Raw genomic sequence first — 14,662 nt, 5'->3', positions numbered from 1 at the left:
AATCTTCTGTATAACGACCTATACTCGTGGGCTGTGAGCGAATCTTCCGGGCGCCCGCGCGCGCCGATCACCGAAGCCGATGTCCTGGCCTGGCTGGAAACGACGGCGGCCGCCGTCCGGGCGGGGGAGGTGAGCGCCCCCGAGCTCATCGAGATCCTGGGGGAGTTGCGCCGTGCGTCCGCGGCCTGTGCCGACGCGTCGGACTGGGCGCTGCTCGCCGCCAGGGAGGAGGGCGCCAGCCTTCGCCAGATCGCGCCGGTCTTCGGCAAGGGTTACGTTCGTGCTCCGGCGGCGCGTCTCGAAAAGCTTCATCGGCAGGCGCAGAACTCGAGTCAGTGGCTCGCGATCCTCCGCCACAAGAACGAAGGAGCCCGGTGATAGACTCGGAAACCCCTGTCGGAGACCGGATCGCCGTCGGGCTGGCGGCGCTCGGCAGGCCCGCGTACATCAATCTCGGCCGGGTCGACGCGCTGCCTCCCGGACGCGGATTCGAGGCGATGCGCGCGGCGACCCATGACGTACTGGACGACGCGTACCGCGCGGGCGTCCGCTGGATCGACGTCGCCCGTTCGTATGGTTCGTCGGAGGAGTTCCTCGCCGGCTGGCTCGCCGGCCGCGGCCACCCGGACGTCACCGTGTCGAGCAAATGGGGCTACCGCTACGTGGGGGAGTGGAAGCTCGACGCGGAGGTGCACGAGGTCAAGGAGCACACCGCGGCGCGGTTTGCCGGACAGTGGTCCGAATCCGTCGGTCTGCTGGGAAAGGCGATCTCGCTCTACCAAGTCCACTCGCTCACTGTGGACAGTCCACTGTTCACCGACGACCGCCTGATCGGCGCGCTGGCGGAACTCGCCGCGGACGGGGTGCCGGTGGGGTTCTCGACGTCCGGACCGTCGCAGGCGGACACGGTCCGCCGGGCGTTCGAGCTGGAGGTGGCCGGAACGCCGGTCTTCAGCGCCGTGCAGTCGACCTGGAACCTGCTCGAACCGTCCGCCGGCCCGGCGCTCGCCGACGCGCACGCCGCCGGAAAACGGGTGCTGGTCAAGGAAACCGTCGCGAACGGACGTCTGGTGGTCGAGCCGCCGTCGCCGCTCGCGCGGATCGCGCGGGAGCACGGCGCGGGTCCGGACGCGGTGGCCATCGCGGCGGTGCTGGCGCAGGACTGGCGTCCGATCGCGGTCATCGGCCCGTCGAGCACCGCTCAGCTCGCGGAGAATCTCGTTGCCGCGAAGGTGAAACTCGCCGAAGACGAACTCGCGGAGCTGGCCGCGCTCGCGGAGGAACCGGTCGCCTACTGGCGGCACCGATCCTGCCTCGGCTGGCATTGAGGGGCTGGACTAGTCTCGCGGCAAACGTCAGGCGGAAGCCGGGAGGGCTCGAGGGTGCGTCATCGGCAGGTGTTCGCGGTGGCGACGGTCGCGCTGTTCGGTCTGTCGGGGTGCGCCGACCGTCCCAACGACCTCGACACCTACTACGACGATCCGACACCGACACCCACGGTCGAGCCGTCGCAGCCTTCGGTGAAGCCGCAGGCCAACCCGGTGCCGCCGTCGTCGACCCGGGCCCCCGTCCCCGCGGCCGTTTCCGCCGCGTTGCTGACCGACGAGGACGTCGCCGAGGAGGAGGTCGTTCCCGGCGAGAGCAGGATGTCCGGCTGCCTGACCGGTCTGACCCGGGACACGAGCCGCTCGATCGCGTGGTCGTATCCCAGCGGATCGACGCTGGAACATCAGGTCACCGAGTACACCGGTCGCGCCGCTTCGGACGTCGTCCTCCGGGCGGACTGTGACGGCAAGAAGGTCACTCTCGCGAAGCAAACCGGCATAGAGGTCCAGCGCGCGTGGTGCGACGGCACGACCTGCACGGTGTTGCTCGCCAAGGGGAAGCTCGTCTCAGCCCTCAGTGTCACGGCCGGAACCGAGGCGAGGGCGACGGAGGCGGCGAAGCGGCTGCTGCCGATCGTCGCGCAGCGCCTCCGTTCGGCCTAGGGCGTGTTTCATAAGCCTGTTCGATGGGCTTCGTGATCCAGGTGGTTCCTGGCGGTGCGGGCGGATCGGCCTCGTACCGGGTCGTACTCGGCCGCATCCGCCCGTGCCGTCAGGGGCCGCCTGGGCGCGAAGACCGCGAACTCGGCTTATGAAACGCGCCCTAGCGGGCGTTCTCCCGCCGGAACCACTCCAGCGCGCCGAGACGGCCGTCCGGGATGAACCGGCTCTCCGGATCGTCGAGCCACGAACGCAATTCGGCCAGCGTCAGCCAACGTCCTTCGACGACTTCGGACGGCTGATGGACGAAGGGGCCGTCCCACCGTGTTTCGAACGCGAAGTTGTGGCAGCGGATCGTGTCGTCGTCGGTGACATGGACGAAAAGCGGCCGTAGTTCCGCTCCGTGGACACCCAGTTCTTCAGCGAGTTCCCGGCGCGCGCATTCCTCCGGTGTCTCACCAGCCGCGACGATGCCGCCCGCCCAGCAGTCCCAAGTGGAGGGATAGACGTCCTTCGTGGGCGTGCGCAGGTGCACGTAAACGGAGCTTCCGTCACTCGAACGGACCAACACCACGCCCGCCGCGTGCCAGAGTCCTTCGGCGCGGACCCGGGAGCGAGTGGCCGCTCCCACCACGGTTCCGCCGAGGTCATAGAGCGCAACGAGTTCGTCACTGCCTGACATGGGGGGCATCGTCGCACGGCCCGGACCCCGTAGGGTGGTGGGTATGCGGCGGATCATGGGAACCGAAGTCGAGTACGGCATCGCGGTGCCGGGCGACGCGACGGCGAACCCGGTACTCACCTCGACCCAGGTCGTGCTGGCCTACGCGGCAGCGGCGGATGTGCCGCGGGCAAGGCGGGCACGGTGGGACTACGAGGTCGAATCGCCCCTGCGCGACGCGCGCGGGTTCGATCTGACCGGCCCGAGCGGTCCGGGACACGACCCGGACGTCGAGGACCTCGGCGCGGCGAACGTGATCCTGACCAACGGAGCGCGGCTGTACGTCGACCACGCGCACCCCGAGTATTCGGCGCCCGAGGTGACGAACGCGCGCGACGCGGTCATCTGGGACAAGGCGGGCGAACGGGTCATGGAGGAGGCGGCGCGCAAGGCCGCCACGGTGCCGGGACAGCCGCCGTTGCAGCTGTACAAGAACAACGTCGACGGCAAGGGCGCGAGCTACGGCACGCACGAGAACTACCTGATGCAGCGGTCGACCCCGTTCACCGCGGTGATCGCGGGGCTGACGCCGTTCTTCGCGTCCCGTCAGGTGATCACGGGTTCGGGCCGCGTCGGTGTCGGGCAGCAGAGCGAAGAAGCGGGTTTCCAGCTCTCGCAGCGCTCGGACTACATCGAGGTCGAGGTCGGCCTGGAGACCACGCTCAAACGCGGGATCATCAACACCCGCGACGAGCCGCACGCCGACGCGGACAAGTACCGCCGTCTGCACGTCATCATCGGCGACGCGAACCTGGCCGAGTACTCGACGTACCTCAAGGTCGGCACGACGGCGCTGGTGCTGGACCTGATCGAAGCGGGCATCCGGTTCGACGACCTGAAACTGGACGAACCGGTGCGGGCCGTCCACCAGATCAGCCACGACCCGACGCTGAAGGCGAAGGTGTCGCTGGCCAACGGGCGCAAGTACACCGGGCTGGACCTCCAGTTCGCCTACCACGAGATCGCGGCGGCGAACCTGGAGCGCACCGGCGCGGACGAGGCCTCCAAGGAGGTCCTGCGGGTGTGGGGCGAGATCCTGGACGCCCTGGCGCGGGACCCCCAGGAATGCGCGGACAGGCTGGACTGGCCGGCGAAGCTGCGGTTGCTCGAGGGCTACCGCGCGCGGGACCAGCTGGCCTGGGGGGCGCCGCGGCTGCGGCTGGTCGACCTGCAGTACTCGGATGTCCGGCTGGACAAGGGCCTGTACAACAGGCTCGTCACCAGGGGTTCGATGAAGCGCCTGGTGACCGAGGAGGAGGTGCTGGAGGCGGTCACGACTCCGCCTTCGGACACCAGGGCCTACTTCCGGGGCCGCACGCTGGAGAAGTACGCCAACTCCATCGCCGCGGCGTCGTGGGATTCGGTCATCTTCGACGTCGGCAGGGAATCGCTGGTGCGGATCCCGACGTTGGAGCCGTTGCGGGGCACGAAGGCCCACGTGGGGAAGTTGCTGGACGACTCCGCGACCGCCGAGGAGCTGGTGGAGGCCCTCACCGGTTCGGACTAGCGGGATTTCCTTTCATCGGGGTTAAGCGATCACGGATCCCACGGATTGTCGGGACCGCTGGGTAGGCTAGGAAACATCGGCCACACCGGGAGGCGAGATGGCTCAGGAAAAGATCGAAAAGCACGGCGGCGGCGACTCGGACGAAGAGTTCGAGGACGGCGGTCCGGCGGGGCAGGAACGGCGCGAGAAGCTCGGCGAGGACGTCGACACGATCCTCGACGAGATCGACGACGTGCTCGAGGAGAACGCCGAGGACTTCGTCCGCGCCTACGTGCAAAAGGGCGGCGAGTAACTCGTCTTCCGGCGGCCCCGGGCCGGGGCCGCCTGTGCGGAGCCGGCGGATCACACAGATTGGAACTTTGAGCACGTATGGAACACACCTCGGGTAAGTCGGCGCTGCCCGCCGCGTACTTCTCGTCGGCGACCTCGTCGTTCTCGGACTTCCTTCGGGCGCAGGCGCCCGAGCTGCTCCCGGAGCGGCGGGTCTCGGCCGGGGCGGGCGGGCTGGACGCCCCGCACGGGACGACGATCGTCGCGGTCAAGTTCGCGGGCGGGGTGCTGATCGCCGGTGACCGGCGGGCGACGTCGGGCAACCTGATCGCTTCGCGCGACATGGAGAAGGTCCACGTCACCGACGAGTACTCGGCCGTGGGCATCGCGGGCTCGGCCGGGCTGGCGATCGAGATGGTGCGGCTGTACGCGGTCGAACTGGCGCACTACGAGAAGATCGAGGGTGTTTCGCTCTCGCTCGACGGTAAGACGAACAAGCTCGCGGGGCTGGTGAAGTCCAACCTCGAGATGGCGATGGCGGGGCTGGCCGTGCTGCCGCTGTTCGTCGGGTACGACCTCGACGCCGAGGACGCGAAGCACGCGGGCCGCATCGTCTCGTACGACGCGACCGGCGGCCGCTACGAGGAGAACGCGGGCTACCACGCCATCGGTTCGGGTTCGCTGTTCGCGAAGGGCTCGCTGAAGAAGCTGTACGACCCGGACGCGGACGCCGAAGCCGCGATCCGGACGGCGGTGGAGGCGTTGTACGACGCGGCGGACGACGACACCGCGACCGGCGGGCCGGATCTGGTGCGCCGGATCTTCCCGACGATCGTGACGGTCACCGCGGAGCAGGGTGCGGTGGCGTTGCCGCTCGAGCATACGACGGCGGTGGCCGAGGCCGTCGTGGCCGTGCGAGCCGAGCGCGGGCGCTAGCCGTCCTTCCCTGTCCCTTCCCGATGAGAGCCCGAAAGAGCGGAGCACCACAGTGACGATGCCGTTGTACGCCTCTCCCGAGCAGCTGATGCGGGAGCGTTCCGAGATCGCGCGCAAGGGCATCGCGCGTGGCCGGAGCGTGGTCGTGCTCAAGTACCGCGGTGGCGTGCTGTTCGTGGCCGAGAACCCCTCGGCGACGTTGCACAAGGTGTCGGAGATCTACGACCGGATCGGTTTCGCGGCCGTCGGCCGCTACAGCGAGTTCGAAAACCTCCGCGTCGCCGGTATCCGGCACGCGGACCTGAAGGGCTACCAGTACGACCGGCGGGACGTCAGCGCGCGTGCGCTGGCGAACGCGTACGCCGCGACGCTGGGCAGCATCTTCACCGAGCAGCTGAAGCCGTTCGAGGTGGAGGTCTGCGTCGCCGAGGTCGGCGCGACCGCCGCCGAGGACCAGTTGTACCGGCTGACCTACGACGGCTCGATCTTCGACGAGCCGAAGTTCGTCGTGATGGGCGGTCAGGCCGACACGCTCACCACGAAGCTCAAGGAGAGCTTCGAGTCGGACATGGAGCTGGAAGCGGCGCTCGGCGTCGCGGTGAAGGCGTTGCGCGCCAACACCCCCACGCCCGCGAACGGCGACTCGGACCCGGTGAAGCTCGAGGTCGCCGTCCTGGAGCGGGACCGGCGCGGCCGCAAGTTCCGCCGGGTCGCCGGTGCCGTGCTGGACGCGCTGCTGCCCGCCGAGCCGGAGGAGCCGGCGAAGGACGACGCCGAGGGCGACAAGCCCGACGGTGAGTCCAAGAAGGACTGAGCCTCTCGAAGTATGTGAAGGCCCCCTTCATTGCGCTAGACGCAATGAAGGGGGCCTTCACATACTTGCGGGCCGCGTTGTGTTGGGGGCAGGGCAAAGGTGCCGGGTGCGGTGGGCGGTCAGCTCGCCGCCTTTCGCGGCGTATGCCGAGGCTGTGAGGCTCACCGACGCGTAGTGAAGGCCTCCTTCCCTATCCTGAGGGTAGGGAAGGAGGCCTTCACTACGCGTGGGCCGTCCTCTCGCGGCGCCCGTCCCGGCTGACGTTGCGAAAGCCACTTTCGCAACCTTCAACGTTGCGAAAGTGGCTTTCGCAACCTGCCACCTTTGCCCTGCCGTCAAGACACAGTGGACGCGGCCGCCAGGACAAGCGCCTACAGCCGGTAGATGGTGAGCGCACTGGGCCGCGACCGGAAGCGGAAGTCGTTGCCGAGCGGGCCGACCTCGCCGTCGGTGGCGACACGGCGGTTGCCGTTCAGCAGCCGGACGTGCAGTTCCGGAACGTCGAGTTCCTGGTAGACGTGGCTGGCGTTGAGGCTGTTCGTGATCGTGGCGAGGATGAACCGGGCTCGCGAGTACGGCACGTCGGCGCGCAGGTACCGGACGTCGAGAAGGCCGGTGTCGAGCGCTGGGCGGCGTGAGGGCGCGAATCCCTTCGGCGAGTAGGTGCCGTTGCCGACAAACAGCAGCCAGATGCTGGTGTGCTTGCCGTTGAGGGTCACTTCCAGCGGCTTCGCGCGCCGGAGGGTGCGGGCGAGCGCGATCGCCGCCGACGGCCACTTCGGGTGTCGCTTCTGCAGCCTTTCCCGGATCCGGACCATTTCCGGGTAGCCACCGAGGCTGGCGGTGTTGACGAAGTAGCGGTGGTCGTCGTCGTGGTTGATCTCGACCTCGCCGAGGTCCACGCCGACGGCGTTGCCCGCTTCGGTGGCGGCGTCCGCGTCGGGCATCGAGCGCATGCCCACATCCCGGGCGAAGTGGTTGAGAGTGCCGGCCGGGATGAGCGCGAGCGGCAGATCGTGGTCGGCCGCGACGGCGGCCACCGCGGCGACCGTCCCGTCACCGCCTGCGACACCAAGCGCGCGCACGGTGTTGTCGCGGGCGGCGATCTCGTCGCAGAGCTGATCGCGCAGGTCCCGCTTCGCGTCCGGATACAGGATGGTGGCCTTGGGCCAGGCGAACCGGGCTTCCTCGGTCGGATCCTGGCCGTCGATCCCCGAATGAGGGTTGACCAGGACGAGCATGTCCTCGCCGTCGCGCATCTCGGGCGCCTCGGCGGTGTGCGCGGTGCGGCCGGGGACGTCGTCGTTGAGCGGCCACCAGTGCCGCGTCAGCAGGCCTGCGCCGACACCGATCCCGATCCCCACGCCGACGTCACTGGGCCAGTGGACGCCGGTGTGGACCCGGGAATAGGCCACGGCGGCGGCCAGGGGCACGAGGGCGGCGCCTGCCTTGGGTGATTCCATCGCGACGGCCGTGACGAAGGCGGCCGCGGACGCCGAGTGCCCGGACGGGAACGACGACGAGGTCGGCCGCCGGACGAGGCGCCGGTGCATCGGCACCTCTTCGGCCGCGGGGCGGCGGCGGGGGAACAGCGGCTTGCCGATCAGGTTCGCCGCCGCGCTGGCCCCCGCGATGGCGGCCACGCCACGGAGCGCTCCCCGGCGCGTCGGTCCCTTCTTCGTCGCGAGCAGGACCGCGACACACCACCAAAGCTTGGATTTGTCCGCACTTTTGGAGAGCGACGTGATCACGTCGTCGGCCCTGGTCCTCGGCAGGGCCGCACTCCGTGCCATCAGCCGCCGATCGGTCCGCCCGACCTTGCGGAAAGGGCGCTTGAGCTGCTTTAACACGGGTTCACCACTTCCGGCCCGGAACGTCATGCGCGTGATACCCGATCGGGACGTCACGCACACCTTTCACCGAATGCAACGTACCGACCGCGTGTCGCCGCCCGAACGGCGCACCTTCAGTGGGTCTTCACCGCCTACTCTGGTGGGATGCAGCGGCGGATCTTTGGCATCGAGACCGAGTTCGGGGTCACGTGCACCTTTCACGGGCAACGCAGGCTCTCCCCGGACGAAGTGGCGCGTTACCTGTTTCGGCGTGTCGTGTCCTGGGGGCGTTCGTCGAACGTCTTCCTGTCGAACGGCTCGCGGCTCTACCTCGACGTGGGTTCCCACCCTGAGTACGCGACGGCCGAATGCGACGACCTCGTCCAGCTCGTCACGCACGACAAGGCGGGGGAGCGGATCCTCGAGGACCTCCTGGTCGACGCCGAGCGGCGGCTGGCGGACGAGGGCATCGGCGGCGACATCTTCCTGTTCAAGAACAACACCGACTCGGCGGGCAACTCCTACGGCTGCCACGAGAACTATCTGGTGACCCGGGCGGGTGAGTTCTCCCGGATCGCCGACGTGCTGCTGCCGTTCCTGGTGACCCGGCAGCTCATCTGCGGCGCCGGCAAGGTGCTGCAGACGCCGCGCGGCGCCGTGTACTGCCTGTCCCAGCGAGCGGAACACATCTGGGAAGGCGTCTCCAGCGCCACCACGCGCTCGCGGCCGATCATCAACACCCGCGACGAGCCGCACGCCGACGCCGAACGCTACCGGCGCCTGCACGTGATCGTCGGCGACTCGAACATGGCCGAGCCGACCACGATGCTCAAGGTCGGATCGGCGAACCTGGTGCTGGAGATGATCGAAGCTGGCGTCCAGTTCCGCGACTTCACCCTGGACAACCCGATAAGGGCCATCCGCGAGATCAGCCACGACCTCACCGGCCGCCGCCAGGTGCGGCTAGCCGGCGGCCGCGAGGCGTCCGCGCTGGACATCCAGCGTGAGTACCACGCCCGCGCCGTCCAGCACGTCAAGGAGACCGGTTCGTCGCCGCAGTCGGAGCGCGTCGTCGAACTGTGGGGCCGGGCGCTGGAGGCGGTCGAGCAGCAGGACTTCAGCAAGATCGACACCGAGATCGACTGGGCGATCAAGCACCGCCTTGTCGAGCGCTACCGCAACAAGCACGACCTCGACCTGTCGAGCCCGCGGATCGCGCAGCTCGACCTGGCCTACCACGACATCCGGCGCGGGCGGGGCATCTTCGACCTGCTGCAGCGGAAGGGACTCGTGCGGCGGGTCACCGACGACGGCGAGATCGAGCTGGCCAAGGACACCCCGCCGCAGACCACGCGGGCGAAGCTGCGCGGTGACTTCATCGCCGCCGCGCAGGCCGCCGGGCGTGACTTCACCGTGGACTGGGTGCACCTCAAGCTCAACGACCAGGCGCAGCGGACCGTGCTGTGCAAGGACCCGTTCCGCTCGGTGGACGAACGCGTCGAGCGGCTGATCAGCTCACTCTGATTGGTCCGTGAAGGCCACCTTGAGGGAACCAGAGTCCCTTAAGGTGGCCTTCACGGATCTTCGAGGGAGAGGTGCGCCGATGCGCCGTGCGCTGCTGGTCCTGCTGGGTGCGGTCGTCCCGCTGGCGTTCACCGGCGTCGCGCACGCCGCACCGGACTGCCCGGAGCCCGCGTGGACGGAGACGCCGACGGGCACGAACGCCCAGCTGCGTGGCCTGTCCGCGGTGGATTCCCGGACGGCGTGGGTCAGCGGCAGCAGGGGCACCATCCTGCGCACCACGGACCGCGGCCGCACCTGGAAGCCCGTCGCTCCGGCGGGCACCGAGGCGCTCGACTTCCGGGACATCGAGGCCTTCGACGCCGATCACGCGGTCGCGCTGTCGATCGGGCCCGGGGACGCGTCCCGGATCTACCGCACCGACGACGGCGGCCGGAGCTGGCGACTGTCCTTCCAGAACAGCGATCCTGCCGCCTTCTACGACTGTGTCGCGTTCTTCGACCACCGGCGCGGTCTCGCGATGAGTGATCCGGTGGACGGCAAGTTCCGGTTGCAGTCCACTTCGGACGGCGGCCGCACGTGGAAGCCCGTCCCCACCGAGGGCATGGTCCCCGCGCTCGACGGCGAGTTCGGATTCGCCGCCAGCGGTCAGTGCCTCACGACGGCGGGTCCGCGGGACGCGTGGATCGCCACGGGTGGCGGGGCCCGCGCGCGGGTCCTGCATTCCGGCGATGGCGGGCTGACCTGGGAAGCCGCCGACACTCCGTTGCCCAGCGGTGCCTCGGCCGGGGTCTTCTCGGTGACGTTCCGGGATCCGCGGCACGGCGTGGCCATCGGCGGCGACTACGCGGCGCCGAACGCTCCTGGTCCGGCGGTGGCGCTCAGCGCGGACAGGGGGCGCACCTGGCGGACACCGTCCGAGGCCCCGGTCGGTTACCGCTCCGGCCTGGCGTGGCTGGGGAACACCGTGATCGCGGTCGGCCCCGGCGGGAGCGATCTGAGCCCCGACGGCGGACGGCACTGGAAGTCCTTCGACACCGGATCGCTCGATTCGGTCGACTGCGCTCGCGGCGCGTGCTGGGCGAGCGGGGCCAACGGCAGGGCCGCGCGGCTCGGCACGGCCTAAGCTCGAAGGACTATGACCGCACAAGCCGAACCAGTCCCGGAGACCACCGATCATCTGGTCGAGGTGTTGAAGGCGCTGGCCAACCCGATCCGGCTCCAGGTCCTCGGGTGGCTCCGCGAACCGGACCGGCACTTCCCGCCGGAGAACGCGATCGCCGACCAGAACGAGGTCGGGGTCTGCGTCAGCCATCTTCAGGCGAAGCTGGGGCTCGCGCAGTCCACGGTGTCGGCATACATGGCGCTGTTGCAACGTGCCGGGCTCGTCCGGTCCACCAGGGTGGGCAAGTGGACGCACTACCGCCGCGACGAGCAGCGGATCGCCCAGCTCGTCGACCTGCTGGGACGCTCCATCTGAACCAGGCCGGGAATAACGTATCGAGAATCTGCGATACTTCGATACGTTGGACTCGACTTGAGGAGAGACAGATGGAACTGGGGCGTTTCGGGATCTGGACGTTCGACTTCGAGGATCAGCCCGCGAGCATGCTCCGGGATTCGGTGCGGGAACTGGACGAACTCGGCTGGCCCGCGATCTGGATCCCGGAACGGGACGGCCGCGAAGCCCTGACCCACGCCGGATTCCTGCTCGCGTCCAGCGAACGCATGGCCGTGGTCAACGGGATCGCGCGGATCGGCTCCCGTGGGGCGCGGTGGGCTCACGGTGCCGCGCTCCTGCTCGCCGACGCCTACCCGGGCAGGCATGTCCTCGGGCTCGGCTTCGGAGGCGCGCAGCCCGGCGTCAAGCCGTTGGAGGCGATGAACGCCTACCTCGACGAACTCGACACGGTCACCAACGCGAATCCGCTGCCCGCCGAGCCGATCCGGCGGCTGCTGGCGGCGTACGGGCCGAAGATGCTCGGTCTCGCCCGCGACCGGTCCGAGGGCGCGCACACCTACCACGTGCCGGTGTCGCATACCGCCCAGGCGAGGGAAGTGCTGGGGGAGAAGGCCTTCCTCGGTGTCGAGCACGCCGTGCTGTTCGAAACCGACCCGGGCAAGGCGCGGGAGATCGCCCGCGAACACCTCCACGGCTATCTGACGTCGGAGTACAACGTGGCCAAGTTCCTCCGGCTCGGCTACACCGAAGCCGACCTCGACGGTGGCCGAGGCAGCGACCGGCTCGTCGACGATCTCGTGTTCTGGGGTGACCTCGACACCGTGACCGCGAAACTGCACGGCCACCTCGACGCGGGCGCCGACCACGTCGGTGTCCAGGTCATCGGCATCGAACCCGGTGACTCGGCCATGCCGCACTGGCGGCGGCTGGCCGAGTCGCTGCTGCCGGGCTAGCGGACCTGGCCGGTCGGGCGGACCACGATCTCGTTGACGTCGACCGAGGGCGGTTGCTCGAGCGCGAAGAGCACCGCCCTCGCGACGTCGTCGGGGTCCAGTTTCGGCTTGGATTTCGAGTCCTCGGGGATCATCGAGGTGTCGACCAGGCCCGGCTGCACGACGGTGACCCGCACGCCGGTGCCGACGGCCTCTTCGCGGATGGACCCGGCGAGCCCGGTCACCGCCCATTTCGTCGCCGAATAGAGGTTCCCCGGCCGGTGATAGCGTCCGGCGACCGAGCCGGTGAGCACGAGGTGCCCCTTCGACTCCGCCAGTGACGGAAGGGTCGCCCGCGCGGTGAGGGCGGTGCCGTAGACGTTCGTCAGCACCATGTCCCGCCACTGTCCGGGCTCCGCGCCGCCTTCGCCGAAGAACGAGACGACGACGCTTTGCCCGGCGTTGGCGAACACCGCGTCCAAGCGGCCGAAGGTGTCCTTCACCGTCTCGGCGGCCGCGGACAGCGAGCCCCACTCGGTGACGTCCGCCGCGACCGCGAGAGCGCGATCCTCGCCGAACTCGGCGACGAGCGGCAGCAGCGCCTCGCGGTCGCGGGAGAGCAACGCCAGCCGGAATCCGGCGGCCGCGGCACGGCGCGCGGTGGCCTCACCGAGGCCGCGGGAAGCGCCGGTGATCAGCAGTACTCGATCGTTCATGCCTCCAAACTAGGCGGCGTGTAGGTGTCCCATTCGGGCACCGGTTCGCCGGCGAGGGAAGCGCCGAGCCGGTCGAGGTAGAAGTGCCAGCCCTTGGCGATGTCCGAGGTGTCCCAATCGGGTTTGGGCATCCGGTGCACGAAGTCGAGCACCGTTCCGTCGCCGCGCGGGGTCAGGGTCAGCTCCACCCGCCAGGTCGGCTCGCCGGTGTTGTGCAGATCCATGACCAGCCGCTTCGGCGGATCGCATTCGCGGATGACGGCGGGACCCGGCTCGGAGCCTTCTTCGGCGGTCATCGACAGCATGATCGTGTTGCCCACTCCGGCTTCGCCTGTCCAGGTGCCGATCCAGCGGGCAGCGCGCTCGGCTTCGGTGAGCGCCGACCAGACGTCCTCGATCGGGTCCGGGTACTCGCGCCGGAGTTCGATCCGGGTCTCCTCGTTGTCCATGATGTGAAGATAACCGCAGGCTTAATTAAGCGTCAACTTATTCTTTGGTCAGGACCAGGCGCCCGCGGAGTCCGCCCTCCGCCAGCCGTTCGTGTGCTTTCGCCGCCTCGGCCAAGGACAAGGTGTCCGCGACCCGGAGGGTGAGCGTGCCGTCGTCGACCAAGGTCGCCAGCCGGGCGAGTGCCGCGCCGTCGGCGGCTATCCAGACGTGCTCGACCTCGATGCCCCGCAACGGAATCGGGGCGGCTCCGGCGGCGAACACGACGAACCGGCCGCGATTCGCCACCGCGTCCAGCGCCTCGAGCCTGAGCAGCGCCGTGTCGAGTGCCGCGTCGGCGCCGCCGGGGATCACCGCCCGCACGCGATCGGCGAGGAAATCGCCACGGGGCACGAAAAGCTCCGCGCCGAACCCGCGAACCAGCGCCTCGTCGGCCGTGTCGGCGACCGCCGCCACCCGGAATCCCCTCACCTTGGCCAAGGTGACCGCGTAACCGCCCACGGCTCCCGCCGCGCCGGTCACCAGAACCGTCGAACCCGGCGGCAGGTCGAGCAGATCGAGGGCCTGGACCGCCGTGAGTCCGTTCAGCGGCAAGGTCGCGGCCGCCACGAGAGACACCGTGCGCGGGGCGGCGGTGACCGCGTCGGCGTCGAGGACGGCGAAATCGGCATACGCGCCGAGTGCCGCCGACGGCCGGTCCAGGAGGCCGATCACCCTGTCACCCGCGGCGAACCCGGTCACGCCGTCGCCCACGACGTCGACGGTTCCGGCCACGTCCCAGCCGATCCCGATCCGCTCACGCGGCGGGATGATCCCCGCCTCGGTCAGGAAACCCGACCGGGTCCCGGCGTCGACCGGGTTGACCCCGGCCGCGGCCACCTTCACCCGTACCTGACCGGGCCCCGGTGCCGGCACCGGGACTTCGGCGAACTCCAGGACTTCCGGGCCGCCGAACCGGCGGACCACCACTGCGCGCATCGTTCTCCTCCAGGGGATCGTTCCCCGGCGAACGTATGGGGAGTTACTCTCTTTCGGGAAGTACGCACCTCGAGGTGCCCAACCCACGCGGAGGTACGCGCACCGTGGTCACGCGCACGGCACAGGAACGCCGGGACGAACGGAAACAGGCCTACGACGCCTACCTCGCGGCCTGTCCCGCCCGGAAGCTGCTCGACGAGGTCTCGGGAAAATGGGTCAGCCTCGTCCTCGTCGCCCTCGGCGACGGGCCCCAGCGCTACAGCGACCTCTCGCGCCGGATCGCCGGCGTCAGCCAGAAAATGCTCACGCAGACCCTGCGGACCCTCGAGCGGGACGGCCTCCTGACCCGCACGGTCACCGCCTGCGTGCCGGTCCGGGTGGACTACGAACTGACCGAACTCGGCCGGAGCCTCCGGCAGTTGCTGGCCGGGATCAAGGAATGGGCCGAGACCAGGTTCGACGAGGTCGAGACCGCCAGGGACCGTTACGACGCGCGATCGGCGGCTCTCACCATCGGGTCCGACGGCGCGGGCTAGGGTAG

17 protein-coding genes are annotated in these 14,662 nt (G+C 69.3%); 12 read left to right on the top strand and 5 right to left on the bottom strand.

Going from position 1 to position 14,662, the window contains the following annotated elements; genetic code table 11:
* The first annotated feature begins 33 nt into the window (after positions 1 to 33).
* From CVV72_RS09445 to CVV72_RS09435, 3 genes are read left to right on the top strand one after another with little or no spacing between them, the layout of a single operon-like run.
* Positions 34 to 378, top strand: coding sequence for a hypothetical protein (locus tag CVV72_RS09445; protein WP_125678154.1), 345 nt, complete (start codon positions 34 to 36; stop codon positions 376 to 378).
* Positions 375 to 1,328: an aldo/keto reductase gene (locus CVV72_RS09440; protein WP_219152074.1), complete on the top strand. Its 954-nt coding sequence runs from the start codon at positions 375 to 377 to the stop codon at positions 1,326 to 1,328. Before CVV72_RS09445 ends, CVV72_RS09440 begins: the two co-directional genes overlap by 4 nt.
* A gap of 54 nt (positions 1,329 to 1,382) precedes the next feature.
* Positions 1,383 to 1,988 (top strand): hypothetical protein, encoded by a 606-nt coding sequence (locus CVV72_RS09435; protein WP_219152072.1) that lies wholly within the window; start codon positions 1,383 to 1,385, stop codon positions 1,986 to 1,988.
* A gap of 160 nt (positions 1,989 to 2,148) precedes the next feature.
* Here CVV72_RS09435 and CVV72_RS09430 read toward each other — a convergent pair whose 3' ends face one another.
* Positions 2,149 to 2,667, bottom strand: a complete 519-nt coding sequence (locus CVV72_RS09430) for an NUDIX hydrolase (protein ID WP_219152070.1) — start codon at positions 2,665 to 2,667, stop codon at positions 2,149 to 2,151.
* Positions 2,668 to 2,710: 43 nt separating this feature from the next.
* Here CVV72_RS09430 and dop point away from each other — a divergent pair, with 43 nt between their 5' ends.
* From dop to prcA, 4 genes are all read left to right on the top strand, one after another.
* Positions 2,711 to 4,213, top strand: a complete 1,503-nt coding sequence (gene dop, locus CVV72_RS09425) for a depupylase/deamidase Dop (RefSeq protein WP_034306632.1) — start codon at positions 2,711 to 2,713, stop codon at positions 4,211 to 4,213.
* 97 nt (positions 4,214 to 4,310) lie between these two features.
* Positions 4,311 to 4,505: a ubiquitin-like protein Pup gene (locus CVV72_RS09420; protein WP_037319666.1), complete on the top strand. Its 195-nt coding sequence runs from the start codon at positions 4,311 to 4,313 to the stop codon at positions 4,503 to 4,505.
* 77 nt (positions 4,506 to 4,582) lie between these two features.
* On the top strand, positions 4,583 to 5,419 hold the full coding sequence (gene prcB / locus CVV72_RS09415) for a proteasome subunit beta (protein ID WP_219152068.1): 837 nt from the start codon (positions 4,583 to 4,585) through the stop codon (positions 5,417 to 5,419).
* Between the two features lie 52 nt (positions 5,420 to 5,471).
* A complete protein-coding gene (prcA, locus tag CVV72_RS09410; protein WP_219152067.1) occupies positions 5,472 to 6,233 on the top strand; it encodes a proteasome subunit alpha in 762 nt (253 codons plus the stop codon).
* 371 nt (positions 6,234 to 6,604) lie between these two features.
* On the opposite strand, the gene CVV72_RS09405 is transcribed toward prcA, so the two are convergent.
* Positions 6,605 to 8,083, bottom strand: a complete 1,479-nt coding sequence (locus tag CVV72_RS09405; protein ID WP_219152066.1) for a bifunctional phosphatase PAP2/diacylglycerol kinase family protein — start codon at positions 8,081 to 8,083, stop codon at positions 6,605 to 6,607.
* Between the two features lie 147 nt (positions 8,084 to 8,230).
* On the opposite strand from CVV72_RS09405, the gene pafA reads away from it, so the two are divergent.
* The 4 genes from pafA to CVV72_RS09385 all read left to right on the top strand — a co-directional run bounded on the left by pafA (position 8,231) and on the right by CVV72_RS09385 (position 12,001).
* Complete coding sequence (gene pafA, locus CVV72_RS09400; RefSeq protein WP_007035399.1) at positions 8,231 to 9,589, top strand: Pup--protein ligase; 1,359 nt, start codon at positions 8,231 to 8,233, stop codon at positions 9,587 to 9,589.
* A 79-nt stretch (positions 9,590 to 9,668) separates the two neighbouring features.
* A complete protein-coding gene (locus tag CVV72_RS09395) occupies positions 9,669 to 10,712 on the top strand; it encodes an oxidoreductase (protein WP_219152065.1) in 1,044 nt (347 codons plus the stop codon).
* A 12-nt stretch (positions 10,713 to 10,724) separates the two neighbouring features.
* Positions 10,725 to 11,066 carry a helix-turn-helix transcriptional regulator gene (locus CVV72_RS09390; RefSeq protein WP_034306643.1) on the top strand — a complete coding sequence of 114 codons (342 nt, stop codon included), beginning with the start codon at positions 10,725 to 10,727 and terminating at the stop codon, positions 11,064 to 11,066.
* 71 nt (positions 11,067 to 11,137) lie between these two features.
* Positions 11,138 to 12,001, top strand: coding sequence for a TIGR03620 family F420-dependent LLM class oxidoreductase (locus CVV72_RS09385; protein ID WP_219152063.1), 864 nt, complete (start codon positions 11,138 to 11,140; stop codon positions 11,999 to 12,001).
* On the opposite strand, the gene CVV72_RS09380 is transcribed toward CVV72_RS09385, so the two are convergent.
* Genes CVV72_RS09380 through CVV72_RS09370 form a run of 3 tightly spaced genes read right to left on the bottom strand, consistent with a single transcriptional unit; the run spans position 11,998 to position 14,121 of the window.
* Positions 11,998 to 12,696: an SDR family oxidoreductase gene (locus tag CVV72_RS09380; protein ID WP_219152062.1), complete on the bottom strand. Its 699-nt coding sequence runs from the start codon at positions 12,694 to 12,696 to the stop codon at positions 11,998 to 12,000. The two genes, CVV72_RS09385 and CVV72_RS09380, sit on opposite strands and share 4 nt — an antisense overlap.
* Positions 12,693 to 13,145 (bottom strand): SRPBCC family protein, encoded by a 453-nt coding sequence (locus tag CVV72_RS09375; RefSeq protein ID WP_219152060.1) that lies wholly within the window; start codon positions 13,143 to 13,145, stop codon positions 12,693 to 12,695. Before CVV72_RS09375 ends, CVV72_RS09380 begins: the two co-directional genes overlap by 4 nt.
* 37 nt (positions 13,146 to 13,182) lie before the next feature.
* Positions 13,183 to 14,121, bottom strand: a complete 939-nt coding sequence (locus CVV72_RS09370; RefSeq protein WP_219152058.1) for an NADP-dependent oxidoreductase — start codon at positions 14,119 to 14,121, stop codon at positions 13,183 to 13,185.
* 104 nt (positions 14,122 to 14,225) lie between these two features.
* On the opposite strand from CVV72_RS09370, the gene CVV72_RS09365 reads away from it, so the two are divergent.
* Positions 14,226 to 14,657, top strand: coding sequence for a helix-turn-helix domain-containing protein (locus tag CVV72_RS09365; RefSeq protein ID WP_219153890.1), 432 nt, complete (start codon positions 14,226 to 14,228; stop codon positions 14,655 to 14,657).
* Positions 14,658 to 14,662 lie beyond the last annotated feature (5 nt).

It is taken from the genome of Amycolatopsis sp. TNS106, from assembly GCF_019330265.1.
Classification (GTDB): Bacteria; Actinomycetota; Actinomycetes; order Mycobacteriales; family Pseudonocardiaceae; genus Amycolatopsis; species Amycolatopsis lurida.
Note: the sequence above shows the minus strand (reverse complement) of the source record. Positions and strands in the feature narration are given on the sequence as shown.